We start from the raw sequence: 15,504 nt of genomic DNA, 5'->3' as shown, positions 1-15,504 counted from the left end.
TCGCCAGGACAACCAGAATATTTATTATTAATCAAAAATTGATATATATCAGCGTGGCCAGGAAATTTTGACTTCACGAGAGGCGCTATCTTCAGCACCATCGCCATCACTCACTGTGAGGGTAATTTCGTAATTTCCAGTTTGAGAGTAACGGTGTAACGCCCAGCGTCCACTACGTTGTACGCCATCACCAAAATTCCACTGATATTGAAGTTTGTTATCGCCATTATATTGACTGCGATCTTCTACCCATACCAAGCGAAAAAAGCGATGTAATTTAAAATTCGCTTGCAGAGAGGCAACGTCATCTTTCACTTCAATAATTTTCTCAATAGTGGATATCGCACCACGATCATCTTTTACCTGCAAACGTACCAAGTAACTACCTGGGATATCGAAACTGTGGCTGGGGTTTTGCTCTGTGCTTCTCGCACCATCACCAAAGTCCCAAGACCAGCTCACCAGGTTCCCATCTTCATCGCTACTGTTGTCGATAAAGTGGAATATAAGACCCTCAGACGCCCAGCTAAATTCAGCCGTGGGGACCAGGTTGTCTGCACCCAGGTCCAGCTCAACGATTACAGGGTCGTGATCCGATGCTCGGTAAGGCCCCGCGGAGTACAGATTTTCCTGCTGCTCTACGCTTTTATATTCAGTGTTGTAATCCAGCGCACGCGGCTCATCGGCATTGATATGCCAATCCACTGTGGCAGTTACCAGTGGAGCCAGGGAAGCGCTGGCAAGAGCATGATCCAGGTAACCGGACTGGCCGTCATACACATAGGAATAAGCTTCGCCTGCTCCGTACCATTCCAGCAGATCGGTATAACCTGCACCCTTAAGCGCGGTAATGGGGTTTTCCATGGCGTAGCTGTTGAGATCACCCAATACCAGCACGCGATCGATGCCAGTTCCTGCAGGGTCGCTATCGATCCAGCCAGCCAAGGCATCCGCAGCCAGAGTGCGTAGGGAGTTCCAGCAGCCCTGTCCATCCCCCTGATCGCTGTTTAGGCTGCCATCACTGGGGCAACTGCCCTTGGATTTAAAGTGGTTCACAACCACGACAAGACGCTCACCGGAGGAAATCTCAGCAAATGCCTGTAACAGCGGTTGGCGATTACCATCGTCGAAGGGATAATCCTGCAGTGTGACAGCACTGCCGATCGGCATAACACGGTCGCTGCGGTAGATCATACCTACGGCAATTTCATCGTCGCCGAGCTGTGGGAGCTCCGGATTTACAAACTGGTAGCTCTGCCCTGAGCCTGCGCTGTTCAATCCATTGACCAAGTCCTGGATTGCACTGTCACTACCGTAGCCATCATTCTCAATTTCCATCAGGCCAATGACATCGGCATCCATACGCAGGATTGCAGAAATAATTTTATCTCTCTGGCGCTCGAACTCTTCCGGGGTGTCAGCACCACGAGCTGTGGGGAAGCCGCCTCCGCTGCCATCGCCATTGAAGTAATTCAGCACATTAAAACTGGCAATACGCAAACTGCCTTCACCAGGCAGTACAGGAGCTTCCTCACGCAGGTTTATGGGAGAGAACTGCGGTATCTCAACCGGGTGTACTCGATAGGCACCAAACCCATAAGCCATCACGCCGGTAAGTTCTTCCAGAGTATCGCCACTGCGCAGCGTGTTGTATGCGCTCAAACCCGGTGCCGGATAAGGCATTTCTTCAGGGTTTTGTACGGTGGAGCCATCATCCAGAATAATTTGATTGAGCTCGTTGGCCGCTGCCTGGGCAATAGCCGCTGAGCCGGGAGCATTATTGTGGGTAGGGATGTAAAGTCTGCCGCTGGAAAGAACAATCTCACCATAACGGCCCAGGTTGTAGTGACCATTGACTGTCAGGCTTTGCGGGAATTTTACCAGCATACCCTCGAGCTGCTCCTGCTCTTGGGCTGAGTTAAATGGCATCTGCACATTGGCAGCCGTTACCTCGTAACCGCTACCACAAACGCTAACGCCGTCCACCTGATTCAGCTCGGTAAAATCGTAAAACTCATCAACAATACCGCCAACCCGTACCAGATCTCCAACCTGAACATCCACCCCGAAAGCATTATCGTGAATAAACAGACCTTCAGAAGTCGAGTCCTGGCCATCCTGATCACCATCCTCTTCCTGCAGGAAGAAGCCGGCAAGGCCGGTATTGGAATCTTGGAAATTGCCAACCACTACGGCTTCAATTTCGTGGCGTTCACCCTCCAACGAACTTGCGAACCCCTCACCCTGTATCTGGCTGATTAGTGTCGCTGAATCACCACAAGCACCTAACTCGATTCCACCGCTGCCATCGCCACCGCCTGTATCACCCTCAATATGCCAACCCAGGTGGCCGAAGTTGTTCTGGCCAACACTGGACCACTCCTGGGCGGGATTGAACGCACTATTGCCATCGGTACGACCACTGACCACATCCAGGTTGCGTATCAGAGTCTGATTCTGGGTACCGACACTGCTATTGCCCCACTGGCTACCGGGGTCAGTACCAATTTGACCGATTACATCGACGAAACCGTTAGGGCCAGCAAGTGCTACCGCATCGTCACCATTGAACAGGCCACCGCTATAAATCTGGTCGGCCACATCCAGCATGGCTGCATCAGAGCTGCCGTGAGCGAGAACAAACACTTCATCATCACCCAGGGTTCCAGAGAGTGTGATATTTACAGCGGCAGAATCGGAACCATTGAAAAAAAGCTGTATCGAGTAATTACCCAGATCTACAGCCGCTCCGGTACCGTTATAGATTTCCAGTGCCTTGTTATTGCCGCTGCCCTCGATATATTCCGAGATTATGAGGTCGTTGGCCTGGACCTCTTCAGCCATCAGTGGAAGACCCAGGGCTGCCAGAGCAGCCAAGCCAAATTCTTTCATCGCCATTTTTCCCAATTGCCGGATTCGCATTTAGCGGCGCAAAGAGTGGCGGGGAATTCCTAAATTTCGATGAAACAAATGTTAAGGTTAAGTTTCAGTGACTCGACTTGGCGACTCATCCTCAATTTGCACTCAACTTGAGTAGCAAGCTCTCTCCCTTTAACAAAAAGACAAGCTGATAGTTGCATTTGTCACCAGACAGTATATAGTCACTTATATAAGCACTTATATAAATATTAATTTATGGATTACAGTCAATTGGGAACTCGCCTCAGACACCTGCTTGAGCTACTGGATGGCGATGTCAGTAAGAGCTATAGCAGCTGCGGTATAGAAAATTACAAACCGCGGTATACCCCAGTAATGCGCACTCTAATGCAAAAAGGCGACGTTACCATCGGCGAGATAGTAGCCAGTGCTCAACTGTCCCAACCTGCAGTCAGTCAAACCGTTAAAGATATGGTGAAACAGGATCTGGTAGAAATAGTGAAAGGAGTAGATGCGAGAGAGCGCAAGGTTAGACTGACCCACAAAGGCGCATTACTTCTACCGCGCTTGAAAGCTCACTGGCAAGCCACTGTATCTGCAGAAAAGTCCTTAAATGCAGAGCTACCCATGCCATTGTCAGATTTGCTGGATACCGCCATCAACGCCCTGGAAAGAAGCCGTTTTCAAGATCGTATACAGAGGCAATTACCCGAGGAGATCAAGAAACAATGAAGCCAGTCATAGCGCTTTTCCTGCCCTTGCTATTCTCTGCCCATTCAGGCCAAGCTGAAGAAAAATGCCAGTTCAATACCAATTCAGTCATCAAAGCGGTATCTGCCGCTGTCGGAGATAAATACGTACTGGCAGATAAAGCTGATATCCTGTCGAAACAAATAGCTGAATTAGCAGACTCCGCCGAATTAGAGCAGTATTGCAACAATACCCAGATATTCTCCAAAAAAATCACTGATAAAATCCGCGAGTTATCCGGCGACAAGCACTTCTACTTGGAACATGTTGGAGACCAGGATGAGTCAAATAACTGGATAGAACAATGGCGAATAGAAGCCCCAAAAAATAATTATGGAGTGAAGAAAATCGAGATACTATCTGGCAATATCGCCTATATATCCCTTTCCTCTTTCCATACTTTTGAAAATGCCAAGTCCACCCTAGGGGCAGCTTTTACACTGATCCAACATAGTGATGGCCTAATTTTGGACCTGCGTAACAATGGCGGAGGCGATGAAAATACTGCAGGCGCTATTCTGGAATCCCTTATCGATACCACTAAGCCATTCCCCTTTGTAATAGAAAGCAGGGAAAAGAAAATAAAACCAAGTCGTATCACCACCCTACCCTGGCCAGCCTATGGTACGGAGAGACCACTGGTAATCTTGATTAATGACCGCTCCTTCTCCGCCGCTGAAAGCGTTGCATTCTCGTTGCAGCAATTGGGCAGAGCCAAAATTATCGGCACTGCCAGCGCCGGCGGGGCGCACATGATGGATACACCCCAATCCCTACCCTTCGGATTTGAGATCGGTATTCCCAGTAGCCGCCCGGTTTCTACATTGACTGAAGGCCCGGTTAATTGGGAAGGGCACGGTGTAAGTCCAGATATTGAGACCGGTGATCAAGATAGCTTACAGGTTGCTCTAAAAACGATAAAAGAACAAAATTAATCGTGAATCGTTTACAAGGACCTCGGTAATGGAGTTTAAGGATTAACGATGGCCACCTCCCTTCGACCAATAACCAAGGATAATTACGAGGCTGTTTGCGATCTAGATGTTGCCTTGGAGCAGCAGGAATATGTCGCATGCAATCTGTGGTCACTGGTAGAGGCACAGTTCAATACTGGATATGAAACCCGCGCGATTTATTTTGGAGAAAATCCAGTTGGTTTTTTTATGTGGGTCAAGGAAAACCATGAAAAGATGTCTATATGGCGTTTTATGGTTGACCAGAAATACCAGCAAAAGGGAATAGGCAGGGCTGCCCTGAAGTTAGCCCTGCATGAGATCAGGCAGACCCCCAATATTAAGCAAATAAAGATTTGCTACAACCCCAAAAACCCAGTTGCTAAAGATTTCTACTCTAGCTTTGGCTTTGTAGAAGTTGGAATAGATGACGATAACGAGGACATGCTTGCCATAATCGACCTCTCCAATACAGAAGTCCAAGTTGAGCCCTGTACGTACCAGTAGCTTTAGAGCATGGAGTTATGATTACTTAGCGAAATGGACAAACAGGCTTAACTCCGCTCCAAACGGTTAAGCTCTGATCTTCCTTGTTGTCGGTAGGCGCTCCACTCCGGCTCTTAAAAGAGCCCTCCTCTATAGTCAATCGCATTAGCGCTGTGCCCTTGCGTTCCTGGATGTTGGGAGGGCGGACCTGCTCCCATCGGTCAGGCTCAATATCGTTCATTATGACTTTAAAAGCCTCATCGAACTCCCGGGAGTCATGCACACGTTCCCCACGGCAAAACAACACTGCCGAGCGATAGTTGGCACTGTGGTGAAAAGCAGATTTTGCCAGCACCCATTCATCGTATTGTGCAAATGAAATACAGATTGTTTCCCCCGCATCTACCAGCTTCTGCAAACGGCTTTTATTTGCCACATGGAAATACAGGAAGTCTCTCTTCCGCCATACAGTCAATGGAATAATGACCACCTCCCCATTCTGTATAAATCCAACATGGCCGAGCTTTAGCTCATCTACCAGCTGATACACAACTTCCCTTTGATAGCTGGCTCTCTTTGCCGCCCGACGTATCCTGCTCTTTGCAGTGGCAGGCAACTCAGGGCCAAAATGATTGGTAGTGTCCATAGAAACCTCCTTACTAACCGCTGCTCATTTAATCTATGTCGCCAATCTAAGAAGTTACTGGTACTCTGAAAAGGTCCAGTTTTTGCTCTTTCATGGTGCCAGTTTTGAGCGTTCCAGACTTCACTGACCTAACCCTGGATCGGGCCCAACCACTACAGGCCCAGCTGTATCGAATGCTTGTACAGCGCATTTGCAGTGGTCGGTTGAGCACCGGCAGTAAATTGCCATCTTCCCGCAGAATGTCGGCGTCTCTGGGAGTGAGTCGCAATACCATTACGCAGGTATTGGAACAGTTAAAGGCCGAAGGCTTCCTCACCAGTAGATCTGGTCAAGGCGTGTTTGTCTGTGCATCACTGCCGCCACATGTGGAAGCCCCCCAGCGAATGAGCTGGCAATCGGATACTGATCATCCGCCACAGCTGTCAACTTTCGGGGAATCGTTAAGAAATGCACCGCTTGTCAGGGAGAAGCTATTGCCCTTTACACCGGGATTACCGGATCTCGACAGCTTTCCTTTTCATCTATGGAATCGCCTCTATCGGCGGCATCAAGACAGAACAGCACTCATCGGCTATGGCCCCAGTCAGGGCTATCAGCCATTAAGACAGGCATTGGCAGAATACTTACGTAACTCCCGGGGAGTCCGCTGTAGCGCCGAGCAAATCATTATTACTAACGGTACCCAGGAGTCCTTGAGTCTCTGTGCACAAGTCATACTAAATCCGGGGGATACCGTAACCATGGAAAACCCCGGCTACCGACGGGCACGCATCGCTTTTCAATCTGCCGGTGCAGACCTCCATTTGGCAGGACTAAAAAATGGCTCTCTGGATGTAGAATCACTGACAAAGCACAATCACACCGCCAAGCTTCTCTATACAACCCCTACACACCAATATCCGATGGGTGGAGTAATGCCTGCCAGTGACCGCTTAAGGCTGCTGGACTGGGCAGCAAGCTCTGAAGCCTGGATATTGGAGGATGACTACGACAGCGAATTCTCATTTGTACACAAACCCGTGGCAGCGCTGCAAGGAATGGCGGAGGACACACCTGTACTTTATATGGGCAGCTTTAGCAAAACTCTTCAGCCCGGTATTCGTCTGGGCTATATGGTGGTTCCCAAATCAGTGATACAGGTATTTAACCACGCCAAAGAGATGCTATCTGGTCACTCACCCCTTCTTTCCCAAGCCATAGTTGCCGACTTTATTGAAGAGGGACATTTCGTACGACACCTGCGTAAAATGCGCATCAACTATCGGGAAAAATGGCTGCATTTTTGCGATTTGGCACGACATAAACTTGAACCCCAGGCGCAACTCATCGCAAGTAGTGCCGGAATGCACGTGGTACTCGCCACGCCCGGCAGGAATGACCTAGAACTGTCAAAGAAATTAGCCGAACACCGCATCGGTAGCACTCCACTTTCTTTTTTCTATCCCGACAAATCCTTGAACCATGGCCTGGTATTAGGGTTCGCCAATACCAGTAAACAGCAGCGAGAGGACTGCATAGATCTTCTGCAGAGTTTTTTGACAAACTCATCCAGCTAGCAAACTTTCAATATCACTATTATTGGCAACAGCATTTCTATGCTATGACCAATAGAAAATACTGTTAGTGCACCTCCTATGCACACTCACCCTGCACATGCCTGATCAACCCTAGCCTGAAGTTATCCACACTTTCCTATTGCCGATAAAGACAACAACTGGGATAGATACACGCTGAAATAGCGAACTTTTTTTGGCACAAGTATTGATCTATGGGAATCGAATTCAACTAGGATAGGATTTATGCACAATTCCAGCCAAACTTTAGATACTAGCCAAACAAAAACGGCAACCTCGTCAACTGCATGGCTAGCCATGATAAGCCTTTTTTTAGGCGCCGCCTGTATCCAACTGGTCATTACGCGCTACCTTAATGGCGAGGTAGCACCGCAGGCCTTTGCAGCCGCATTAGAGCAGCTTATTCGAACAGAAAAAGCCCCCACAGCCATTCAATCTTTAGCCATATTTTTCACCCCGCACATCACCAGCCTGACCTACTCACTGCATTTTGCCATTCTACTTGCCGGGGCACTCTTAATATTACGGATATTAATGCCCCTAGGCGCCCTACTCATGTTTCTGAGCTTCATAGTATTATGGGGCTTTACTTATATGGGCGAAAATAGCTGGTTCTTTGAATTTTTATCACCGGCGTTGTATGCATTAGTCTTAGCGGTAAGCAGCTATAGCCTCACCCCAAATATTCAGAAAACTTCCGATCACCCCTCATCTCATCCAACGCCCTATTACCAGCGTCTATTGGGCGGTATTCTGGCACCCGATATAAGCTTTTTGTCCTGGTGCCTCTGGGTGATTGTGGCATCTAGCGTGCTGTTTGCGATATTTTTGATGTCGCGCAATGGCGGCAATCACATACTTCTAGCCAGCCTATTATCCAGTATCACCATTGCCATCCTAGCAATACTTTCGAAATTTTTAGACCGATATCGCGTAGTCGCACAGACACAACAATCCAATCTGCTGGTAGGGCGTTGGATTAACCTGTTCACCATCACCATTGGTGTTATGTTGATTTTTCAGGTTTATGAAGACAGCTTACTGAACTGGTTTACCGTAGAGGGCTATAGGGGACTGGTGAACTCCTATGTAGAGTACGGAAACACCCCGTTATGGTTTCGCAACGCATTAGCCTGGGTTGCAGAACATGCCAATATTTTTATGCCCATTCAAAGGGTTTTCGAAGTCTCTGCTGCAATCTGCATGGTCATATTAGTTTTTCGTTTCCCTATTGTTCTATTGACCACCGGGCTATTCGCCATTCTTTCCTTTACCGAATTCGGAGTAACCAATATTTGGCCCCCAGCACCTGGCAAGCCCCCGGCCTGGGTGTTTGAGCTACTACTCACAACGTTAGTGAGCTTAACCTGTGGCCTCTACTATCTTTTTGATGCTTTGAAATACAAATCCTGGCATTACTGGCTGCTTGGTTCAAAGGTGTTTGAATCCATATCTAACCTGGATAAACGCCTACTTTTTGTCTTATTTTTCATCTTGGAAATAATTTTATTTTCTGAAGGAGCCATCAGTAAAGAAAACGATATACTGGCATTACATTTTGCATTACTCGCACTGATTCCTTTATTTTATATATTGATACTTATAGATATCTTTAGAAAAGATATCACAACGCTCTAACCATCAATTAGATTTAAACATGGTTAAAATGATATCTGGCCAGGCTCAACTCCTCACTTTATCATTCACATAATTAATCCGTAGAAAAAAATTCGTTAAAAATACAACATGAGGACAAAGCACCCCATTTGATAAGCCGCTACTTTAGCTAGAACAAACTAATACTATAAAACTACTTTTAAAGACAGATATCTATTGATACCTGCCAAATAGCACATAAAAAATTTTTAAAAAAATTATCTAATAAGCGTAATTTCTGTGCCGCTTTCACTCTGATCAACCCAGGTCCAACGGGCACTGGGATTGACGTCAGGGAAATAAATATAGTAATCGCCGGAGAGTGGAACTGCCGAAAGCTTAACAGTACTGTTTACACCTATACAGCCGCTTGTATCGCTAACGATATAGAATAAATCTGATATCTCTCCACTCGTTTTTGGTAAGTCATCATAAAATTCGGCAGTGTCTATCAGAGGCTCTTTTTCATCTACAACAAATAATATTTGATCTGCCAGATACTGTTTGACCTTAATTATGTCTTTATCTTCCAAGCAATTTTGATTGTTATTTCCGAATCCCTTGAAGTGTAAATTAAGATCATACCTATCAGCTTCCGTCTTTGTATCAACCACTTCGGGCAAGCCAATACCCTCATCATTGGTCTTCATATAAGTCCCAGAAGGACTGACGAGATAGACCCTATCAACACCCACACCTGCAGCCTTTGATTGACTGGCGCAAACCAACCCTGCAGCTAACAATATAAATTTAAAATTAGATCGAATATTCATTTTCCCAGCATCCTTTTTTACATTTAATCTAAAATTATATTGATTCCATCATCATACTTGATATTAATTCGATTATTTTTTAATTGAGTAGATCCAGAAAAATAACTTAAAACTGACGAACACCTCACAAAGATAACAGAACCATCAAGCTAGACCCGATATATCAGAAAATGGAAGATACACAGGTGTAACCACTTAAATTAAACATGACACGACGACATAAGCTTCGAATAAGAGCGATTTTTAAGCTAAGAAACACTATCGAAAATATTATAATCAGTCTGCATTCCAGGAAAATCAAACTAAAATTAGAAGAAGATATAGTAAGTTATGAGGCTAAGTTAAACACCTCGCAATTCTAAAAGATTTCGCATTCGCTTAGAAAGTAGCAGAATTTTATCAATGGTTGATCTCGCCCCAGCTTTACCCAAAAAGAAAAAATGGCCTCCCGGAAGGGACTCTGAGAGATAGTTTTCAGAAGTCTTAACTAAGCGCTTTAGTTCTTCCCAACGTGTTAGAGAAAGCTCCTTAAAACTCTTATCTCTTAGCACTTCCCTAATTAAAACTCGACTTCTAATAAATGCCCAGTCGGCTGTATTTAGCAGTACGTTTTCCGCATCACAAAGTGAATCTCCGTGGATAACTACAGGAAAAGGATAATCTTCATAACCAAAAGTATTAGCTGACTGGATGCTTCCTTGAATATCATCAATAAAGCGGTTTTTCTTATACATTAAACCGGTGCCAATCAGGCCTACTGGTGTGGCCCCCAGCATACGCTCTCGATAGACTTCTTTCTTTAGAATAGGATGGCCATTATATTTACCTTGATCTTCCAAAGCTTGAAAAAACCAAGGATAGAGACATTCTCGATTGGCTAAGCCCTCGGGTGTCATGGTGATATTTTCTGAATTAGCCTTTGGCATAAAGCCGGGAACTGCAGGATCTCCAGACATTGCGACAAACATCGCAATTGAAATCTTCTTTCCAATAACCTCCTTCCCAAGAGCTCCGGCAATCTTACATCCCATACTCCAGCCGCAAACGATCACCTCACGTTGTAAGTTATTCCTAGAAACCACCTCATCAATCACTTCAGCGACTTGCTTTCCCCAATCGGCAATCGTAAAGCTGGGATAGAAGCCATCAAAAACCTTATTGGCAATTGGGAAAGAGACAGCCAGGAAGGGATGGCCTGAGCGATGAACCCAGTAACTGATAAAATCCTCTTCCCTGGCCTCAGGGCAGCCATAGAAGATACGTGCCAGATGAGAGTTACCCGGTATGAATACCATTAAAGGTTTGGATTTTTCCGCAGCAATATAGCGGTAAAGAACAGGAAAGCCAGCTGCAGAGCCCAAGACTTCCCCTTCTTGCAATATCCCAGGCTGTATTTTTTTCATGCCTTTACCAAGACTGAAGCCCTACAGGCACGCTTCGATGCAGGGTTAAAGAAACCACTATAGAGAAAGTAATTAAATGCTGCACCAGCCTGATTAACCGGGCGCTTTGCCCCAGACTTCCTCCAGTCGCTGATCTCGCCCACAACGGAATCGATAGTACTTATAACGCAGTGGATTACGCTGGTAATAATCCTGATGGTAAGCTTCCGCAGGATAAAATGTAGCTGCGGGTTTTATCTGGGTCACCACTTTCTTACCCAGCTCGGCCTCTACTTTCTTCTTACTCTCTTCGGCCAGTTGTTTCTCTTCTTCATTGCCGTAGAAAATTTCAGCGCGATACTGGTCACCCCGATCACAGAACTGTCCACCAGCATCAAATGGGTCCACATTGTGCCAGAAGATATTGAGTAAATCCGAGTAACTCACTTTGTTAGCATCATACTTAACCTGAACCACCTCAGCATGACCGGTACCACCAGCAGAGACCTGATCATAAGTGGGATTTTTCACATGACCTCCGCTGTAACCTGAGGTGGTTTCCAGCACGCCATTCACTTTGTCATAGGGTGGTTCCATACACCAGAAACAACCACCGGCAAAAATAGCGGTACGAATATTCGGGGAATCCTGGGCATATCCGAGGGTGGCAGCCAGGAGGATAAACAGAGTAAAGACGCCGCGCATAGCTAATTCCTGTGGACAATTCTATTGATAGGTAATCTTCTGTCGGCTTATAGGGTGAAACTCTTACAGTGTGACAGTGCCCTGGCAGGCACGCAGGAAAATATCGCGATATTCCACTGCGTTAAAAGACATTGGGTTACTGGCTGCAGACGGATCTTCTGCAGCCATACGTCCAATCTTATCGGCATCATCGCTACCAATACCAATTTCTTGCAAAGTATGAGGAATGCCCAGCTGCTTACGCAGGCCAATAACCCAGTTAAGCACTGCATCAAAGCCACTCTCAAACATGTCTTTCCCGGTCAATTGCAAAGAGAGCGCCAATTGTCCCATGGGAACCTCTATGGCTGGCCTGTTCGCTACAAGGACATAGGGCATCAGTATGGCATTGAGTAAGCCGTGATGTTTATCGTAAAGGCCACCAAGAGGGTGGGCGAGAGCATGAATGGCTCCCAAGCCACGTTGGAAGGCAGTTGCACCCATACAAGAAGCAACCAGCATCTGCTGACGCGCCTTCAACTCGGTACCAATCATGTAAGCCCGCGGAAGATACGTCTTGATCAGCCGCATGCCTTGCAGGGCGATCCCCTCTGCCATGGGGTGGTACATCAGTGAATAATAGGATTCCAGGTTATGGGAAAGCGCGTCCATCCCTGTCGCTGCAGTTACTGCTGGTGGCAATCCGATCGTCAGCTCGGCATCCAGAATCACAATATCCGGCAAGATATTGGGATGAAAAATCAATCGCTTGATTTTTGCATTTTCATCAGTGATCACTGCCACCCGCCCAACTTCTGAACCGGTTCCAGCAGTGGTGGGTACTGCAATCACCGGAACCATGCCATTGGGGTCAACACGCTTATAATTATCGCCAATATCTTCAAAGTCCCAAATGGGCCGACTCTGCCCTGCCATCAATGCAATAGCTTTGCCTGCATCAATAGCAGAACCACCACCAAAGGCAATGACTCCATCGCAATTTTTATCCCTTAAAATTTCGACGCCTTGATCAATATTCTCACTATTAGGGTTGCCTTTTATCGCTGAGAAAACTTCTAGTTCTAGGCTATTTTCCCGACAGGGAGTATAGGCACGCTCAATCAGTGGCATAGTGGCAAGACCGGGATCTGTCACCACTAAGGGGCGCTGTATATTCAATTCAACGCAGGCCTTGGCAAGATCCGCTATTCGCCCGGGTCCAACCCAAATATTGGTAGGGAAATTCCAGTTTACCCGGTATTTATCCACACTTGCCTCTTTATTTATCCAGTCCAGCCAATGCCCTCAATGACTTTCTGAAAACAGCTAATCTGCAACCTGTAAACGGGGCTTTATTGAGTTAACCAGATTAAAAATCAATGTACGGTTTATCGAGTTACAATCTTCCCAGTACCCTATTCCAAAATGATCCTCACCATTTGCCATAGACCAAATCTCTCCACACATCCCTTCATCTTCATAGCTCAGAAAATAGCCGGAAAATTGTCCCAGTTGAATTGCGGTAAGGGCTGCCTCACCCTCGTCGTAGTCATTCAGGAAAGTTTCAGTTTGTTGCTGTGCAGTTATCCCTTGAGAAAACCCTATTTTCAGTTGCGCATTGCTACACCGTTTCCTTAGCTCCATGCCCATTTCTCCATCAACCGTCTGTATGTACCACTTTTCCGGCAGGTCTATTGAATAATTTTCTAGCTCGTATTCCGCGGCACTAATCAATAACGGAGAAAAAAATGACAATACTATGCAACAATGTATGTACTTCACCTCAACACCTCCACCCAAATACCCACTCTATGTAACTTATAACTCACTAACTATTCAACGGTGTGAACTTTCATTGTGATAGATTTAACCACTTCGATTACCGGCGAGAAATCCACCGAATTACAGTCACTTTGAAAGTGTGCAACCAGTAAATCGATTCCATCGCCCAAAAACCATTTTGCCATACACTTTCCTTTCGATTTAAAAGTGACGAAATAACCGGAATAATTACCAATCTGCACTGAAGAAACCGGATGTTCCAATGGATGTTGTTCTAAAAATACGTCAGGATCGCCACCATCTTTTAATAATCCCTCTCTCAGAATGTAGGCCATCAAGTTACCGGTGCCTTTCTGTCGAAATTGAATTCCTATCTTGTTGTAAGGATCTTCGTACCTTGACCACTCACCAGGAACATCTAAAGTAATATTTTTATAAAGATAAGGTTCCGCTTTTAGCACCAATGAATTGAGTAAAAGTAACCCTGCAACACAACTTTTAATCAACCTCACAGAAATTCCCTCTTTAACGGTTCCCTAGCCTTAAATTTTAAAATGGAAGGACTTGGGTCTAGTTAACTGCTCAAATCCAACCCGGGACAAAGTACACCCCCTTCCGGACCGCTTTACCCCAGTCCAGGCCAACTCTGGGTCCAGGTAATCACACCGATTAAGGAAAACTGTGCCTACCTGTAAATGATCCCCAATTGCCAGGGCGACCTCTTCATCCTGTGAAAAAATTGCTGCGGTGAGGCCAAACTGGCTGTTATTCATAAATTCTAGAGCCTCGCCATCATCATGCACTTTTTGCACCCCCAATACCGGTCCAAAAGACTCCTCACGCATCAGGCGCATTTTTTGGCGTACTCCAGTCAATAACTGTGGTGCCAAATACTGGGTACCGCGTTTATCCAGCGGGAAGTCACTGGTGCTCAGGTGCGTCTTGGCGCCCTCGGCCACAGCTTCGTCTATTTGTACACGTACTCGATCAGCGGCTTCTGCACGAACGAGGGGGCCTAGTGTGGTGTCCGGATCATCCGGGCGGCCAAGCTGATATTTACCAACCAGAGCGACGGCACGCTCTACAAATTCGTCGAATAGTTTTTCTTGAACATAAACACGCTCAATGCCGCAGCAGGATTGACCTGAATTAAAAAATGCGCCATCTACAATTGTCTCCACCGCCAGCTGAAGATCCGCATCTTCCCGTACATAGGCAGGATCTTTACCTCCCAGCTCCAAACCCACCTGAATAAAGCGGCCTGCTACGGTGCGCTCCAAGTTTGCCCCGGCTTCTACCGAACCCGTAAAAGCGATGTGCTGGATTTCCTCCGCGCATGCCAACCTTTGGGTGTAAGCGTGATTCAGGTGTAGAAACTGAAATACCCCGTAGGGTAGTCCTGCCTCTCTAAACGCCTCAACCATTCGCTCTGCACAGAGAGGAGTTTGCGCAGAGTGCTTCAAAATTACAGCATTGCCCGCCAATATTGACGGCACCACTGTATTTACAGCCGTCAGGTAAGGGTAATTCCAAGGGGCAATTACAAGGGAAATACCCAGCGGTTCGCGACGAATAAACCGGGAAAACCCCGGCTTGGCTGACAGCTGGATATCTGCGAGGGCCTCTTCCGCAATATCTGCCATGGCTGAAGCGCGCTCGGCAAAACCATCAATTTCCCCGGGGGCGAAACGTATTGGCCTTCCCATCATCCAACAAATTTCCTCAGCCAGACGATCTCTGCGCTCCGCAAAAAATTCCACTGCGCGGTGTACAATAGCGATACGTTCGATGAGAGGGGTTAGGCGCCAGGCCCGCTGGGCCGATGCCGCTCGATCCAAAGCCACACGAATTTCAGCTTCGCCAGCCAGCGCTCTTTCCAGGTACACGCTGTTATCTACAGGGGAAATACATCGCAGGTGGTGCATGTTGGAAATCCCT

The 15,504-nt window shown here is 46.7% G+C and carries 14 protein-coding genes; 5 read left to right on the top strand and 9 right to left on the bottom strand.

What is annotated here, in order from left to right; translation table 11 throughout:
• Window positions 1-48: 48 nt before the first annotated feature.
• The gene (locus tag ABWV76_RS11025; RefSeq protein ID WP_353375971.1) at window positions 49-2,892 is read right to left on the bottom strand and encodes an ExeM/NucH family extracellular endonuclease; all 2,844 of its coding nucleotides are present in this window, start codon (window positions 2,890-2,892) and stop codon (window positions 49-51) included.
• 258 nt (window positions 2,893-3,150) lie between these two features.
• On the opposite strand from ABWV76_RS11025, the gene ABWV76_RS11020 reads away from it, so the two are divergent.
• Genes ABWV76_RS11020 through ABWV76_RS11010 form a run of 3 tightly spaced genes read left to right on the top strand, consistent with a single transcriptional unit; the run spans window position 3,151 to window position 5,090 of the window.
• Entirely contained in the window at window positions 3,151-3,612 is a 462-nt protein-coding gene (locus ABWV76_RS11020) for a MarR family winged helix-turn-helix transcriptional regulator (RefSeq protein WP_211214909.1), read from the top strand.
• Window positions 3,609-4,565, top strand: coding sequence for a S41 family peptidase (locus ABWV76_RS11015; protein ID WP_353375970.1), 957 nt, complete (start codon window positions 3,609-3,611; stop codon window positions 4,563-4,565). Before ABWV76_RS11020 ends, ABWV76_RS11015 begins: the two co-directional genes overlap by 4 nt.
• A gap of 48 nt (window positions 4,566-4,613) precedes the next feature.
• Window positions 4,614-5,090 carry a GNAT family N-acetyltransferase gene (locus ABWV76_RS11010; protein ID WP_353375969.1) on the top strand — a complete coding sequence of 159 codons (477 nt, stop codon included), beginning with the start codon at window positions 4,614-4,616 and terminating at the stop codon, window positions 5,088-5,090.
• A gap of 25 nt (window positions 5,091-5,115) precedes the next feature.
• On the opposite strand, the gene ABWV76_RS11005 is transcribed toward ABWV76_RS11010, so the two are convergent.
• Window positions 5,116-5,715, bottom strand: coding sequence for a pyridoxamine 5'-phosphate oxidase family protein (locus ABWV76_RS11005; protein ID WP_353375968.1), 600 nt, complete (start codon window positions 5,713-5,715; stop codon window positions 5,116-5,118).
• A gap of 104 nt (window positions 5,716-5,819) precedes the next feature.
• Here ABWV76_RS11005 and pdxR point away from each other — a divergent pair, with 104 nt between their 5' ends.
• Window positions 5,820-7,271 carry a MocR-like pyridoxine biosynthesis transcription factor PdxR gene (pdxR, locus tag ABWV76_RS11000; RefSeq protein ID WP_353375967.1) on the top strand — a complete coding sequence of 484 codons (1,452 nt, stop codon included), beginning with the start codon at window positions 5,820-5,822 and terminating at the stop codon, window positions 7,269-7,271.
• Between the two features lie 243 nt (window positions 7,272-7,514).
• Complete coding sequence (locus ABWV76_RS10995) at window positions 7,515-8,927, top strand: hypothetical protein (protein WP_353375966.1); 1,413 nt, start codon at window positions 7,515-7,517, stop codon at window positions 8,925-8,927.
• 236 nt (window positions 8,928-9,163) lie between these two features.
• Here ABWV76_RS10995 and ABWV76_RS10990 read toward each other — a convergent pair whose 3' ends face one another.
• The 7 genes from ABWV76_RS10990 to ABWV76_RS10960 form a co-directional block, all read right to left on the bottom strand.
• A complete protein-coding gene (locus ABWV76_RS10990; RefSeq protein WP_353375965.1) occupies window positions 9,164-9,718 on the bottom strand; it encodes a hypothetical protein in 555 nt (184 codons plus the stop codon).
• Between the two features lie 341 nt (window positions 9,719-10,059).
• A complete protein-coding gene (locus ABWV76_RS10985) occupies window positions 10,060-11,121 on the bottom strand; it encodes an alpha/beta fold hydrolase (RefSeq protein WP_282952534.1) in 1,062 nt (353 codons plus the stop codon).
• 93 nt (window positions 11,122-11,214) lie between these two features.
• Window positions 11,215-11,805 (bottom strand): peptide-methionine (S)-S-oxide reductase MsrA, encoded by a 591-nt coding sequence (gene msrA / locus ABWV76_RS10980; RefSeq protein WP_353375964.1) that lies wholly within the window; start codon window positions 11,803-11,805, stop codon window positions 11,215-11,217.
• Between the two features lie 63 nt (window positions 11,806-11,868).
• Window positions 11,869-13,053 (bottom strand): iron-containing alcohol dehydrogenase, encoded by a 1,185-nt coding sequence (locus tag ABWV76_RS10975; RefSeq protein WP_353375963.1) that lies wholly within the window; start codon window positions 13,051-13,053, stop codon window positions 11,869-11,871.
• A 57-nt stretch (window positions 13,054-13,110) separates the two neighbouring features.
• On the bottom strand, window positions 13,111-13,566 hold the full coding sequence (locus tag ABWV76_RS10970; RefSeq protein WP_020412434.1) for a hypothetical protein: 456 nt from the start codon (window positions 13,564-13,566) through the stop codon (window positions 13,111-13,113).
• A gap of 50 nt (window positions 13,567-13,616) precedes the next feature.
• A complete protein-coding gene (locus ABWV76_RS10965; protein ID WP_353375962.1) occupies window positions 13,617-14,078 on the bottom strand; it encodes a hypothetical protein in 462 nt (153 codons plus the stop codon).
• 30 nt (window positions 14,079-14,108) lie between these two features.
• Window positions 14,109-15,491, bottom strand: coding sequence for an aldehyde dehydrogenase family protein (locus ABWV76_RS10960; protein WP_353375961.1), 1,383 nt, complete (start codon window positions 15,489-15,491; stop codon window positions 14,109-14,111).
• Window positions 15,492-15,504 lie beyond the last annotated feature (13 nt).

Origin of the sequence: Microbulbifer sp. NBRC 101763, assembly GCF_040371615.1 — a bacterium.
Taxonomy (GTDB): Bacteria; Pseudomonadota; Gammaproteobacteria; order Pseudomonadales; family Cellvibrionaceae; genus Microbulbifer; species Microbulbifer variabilis.
Note: the sequence above shows the minus strand (reverse complement) of the source record. Positions and strands in the feature narration are given on the sequence as shown.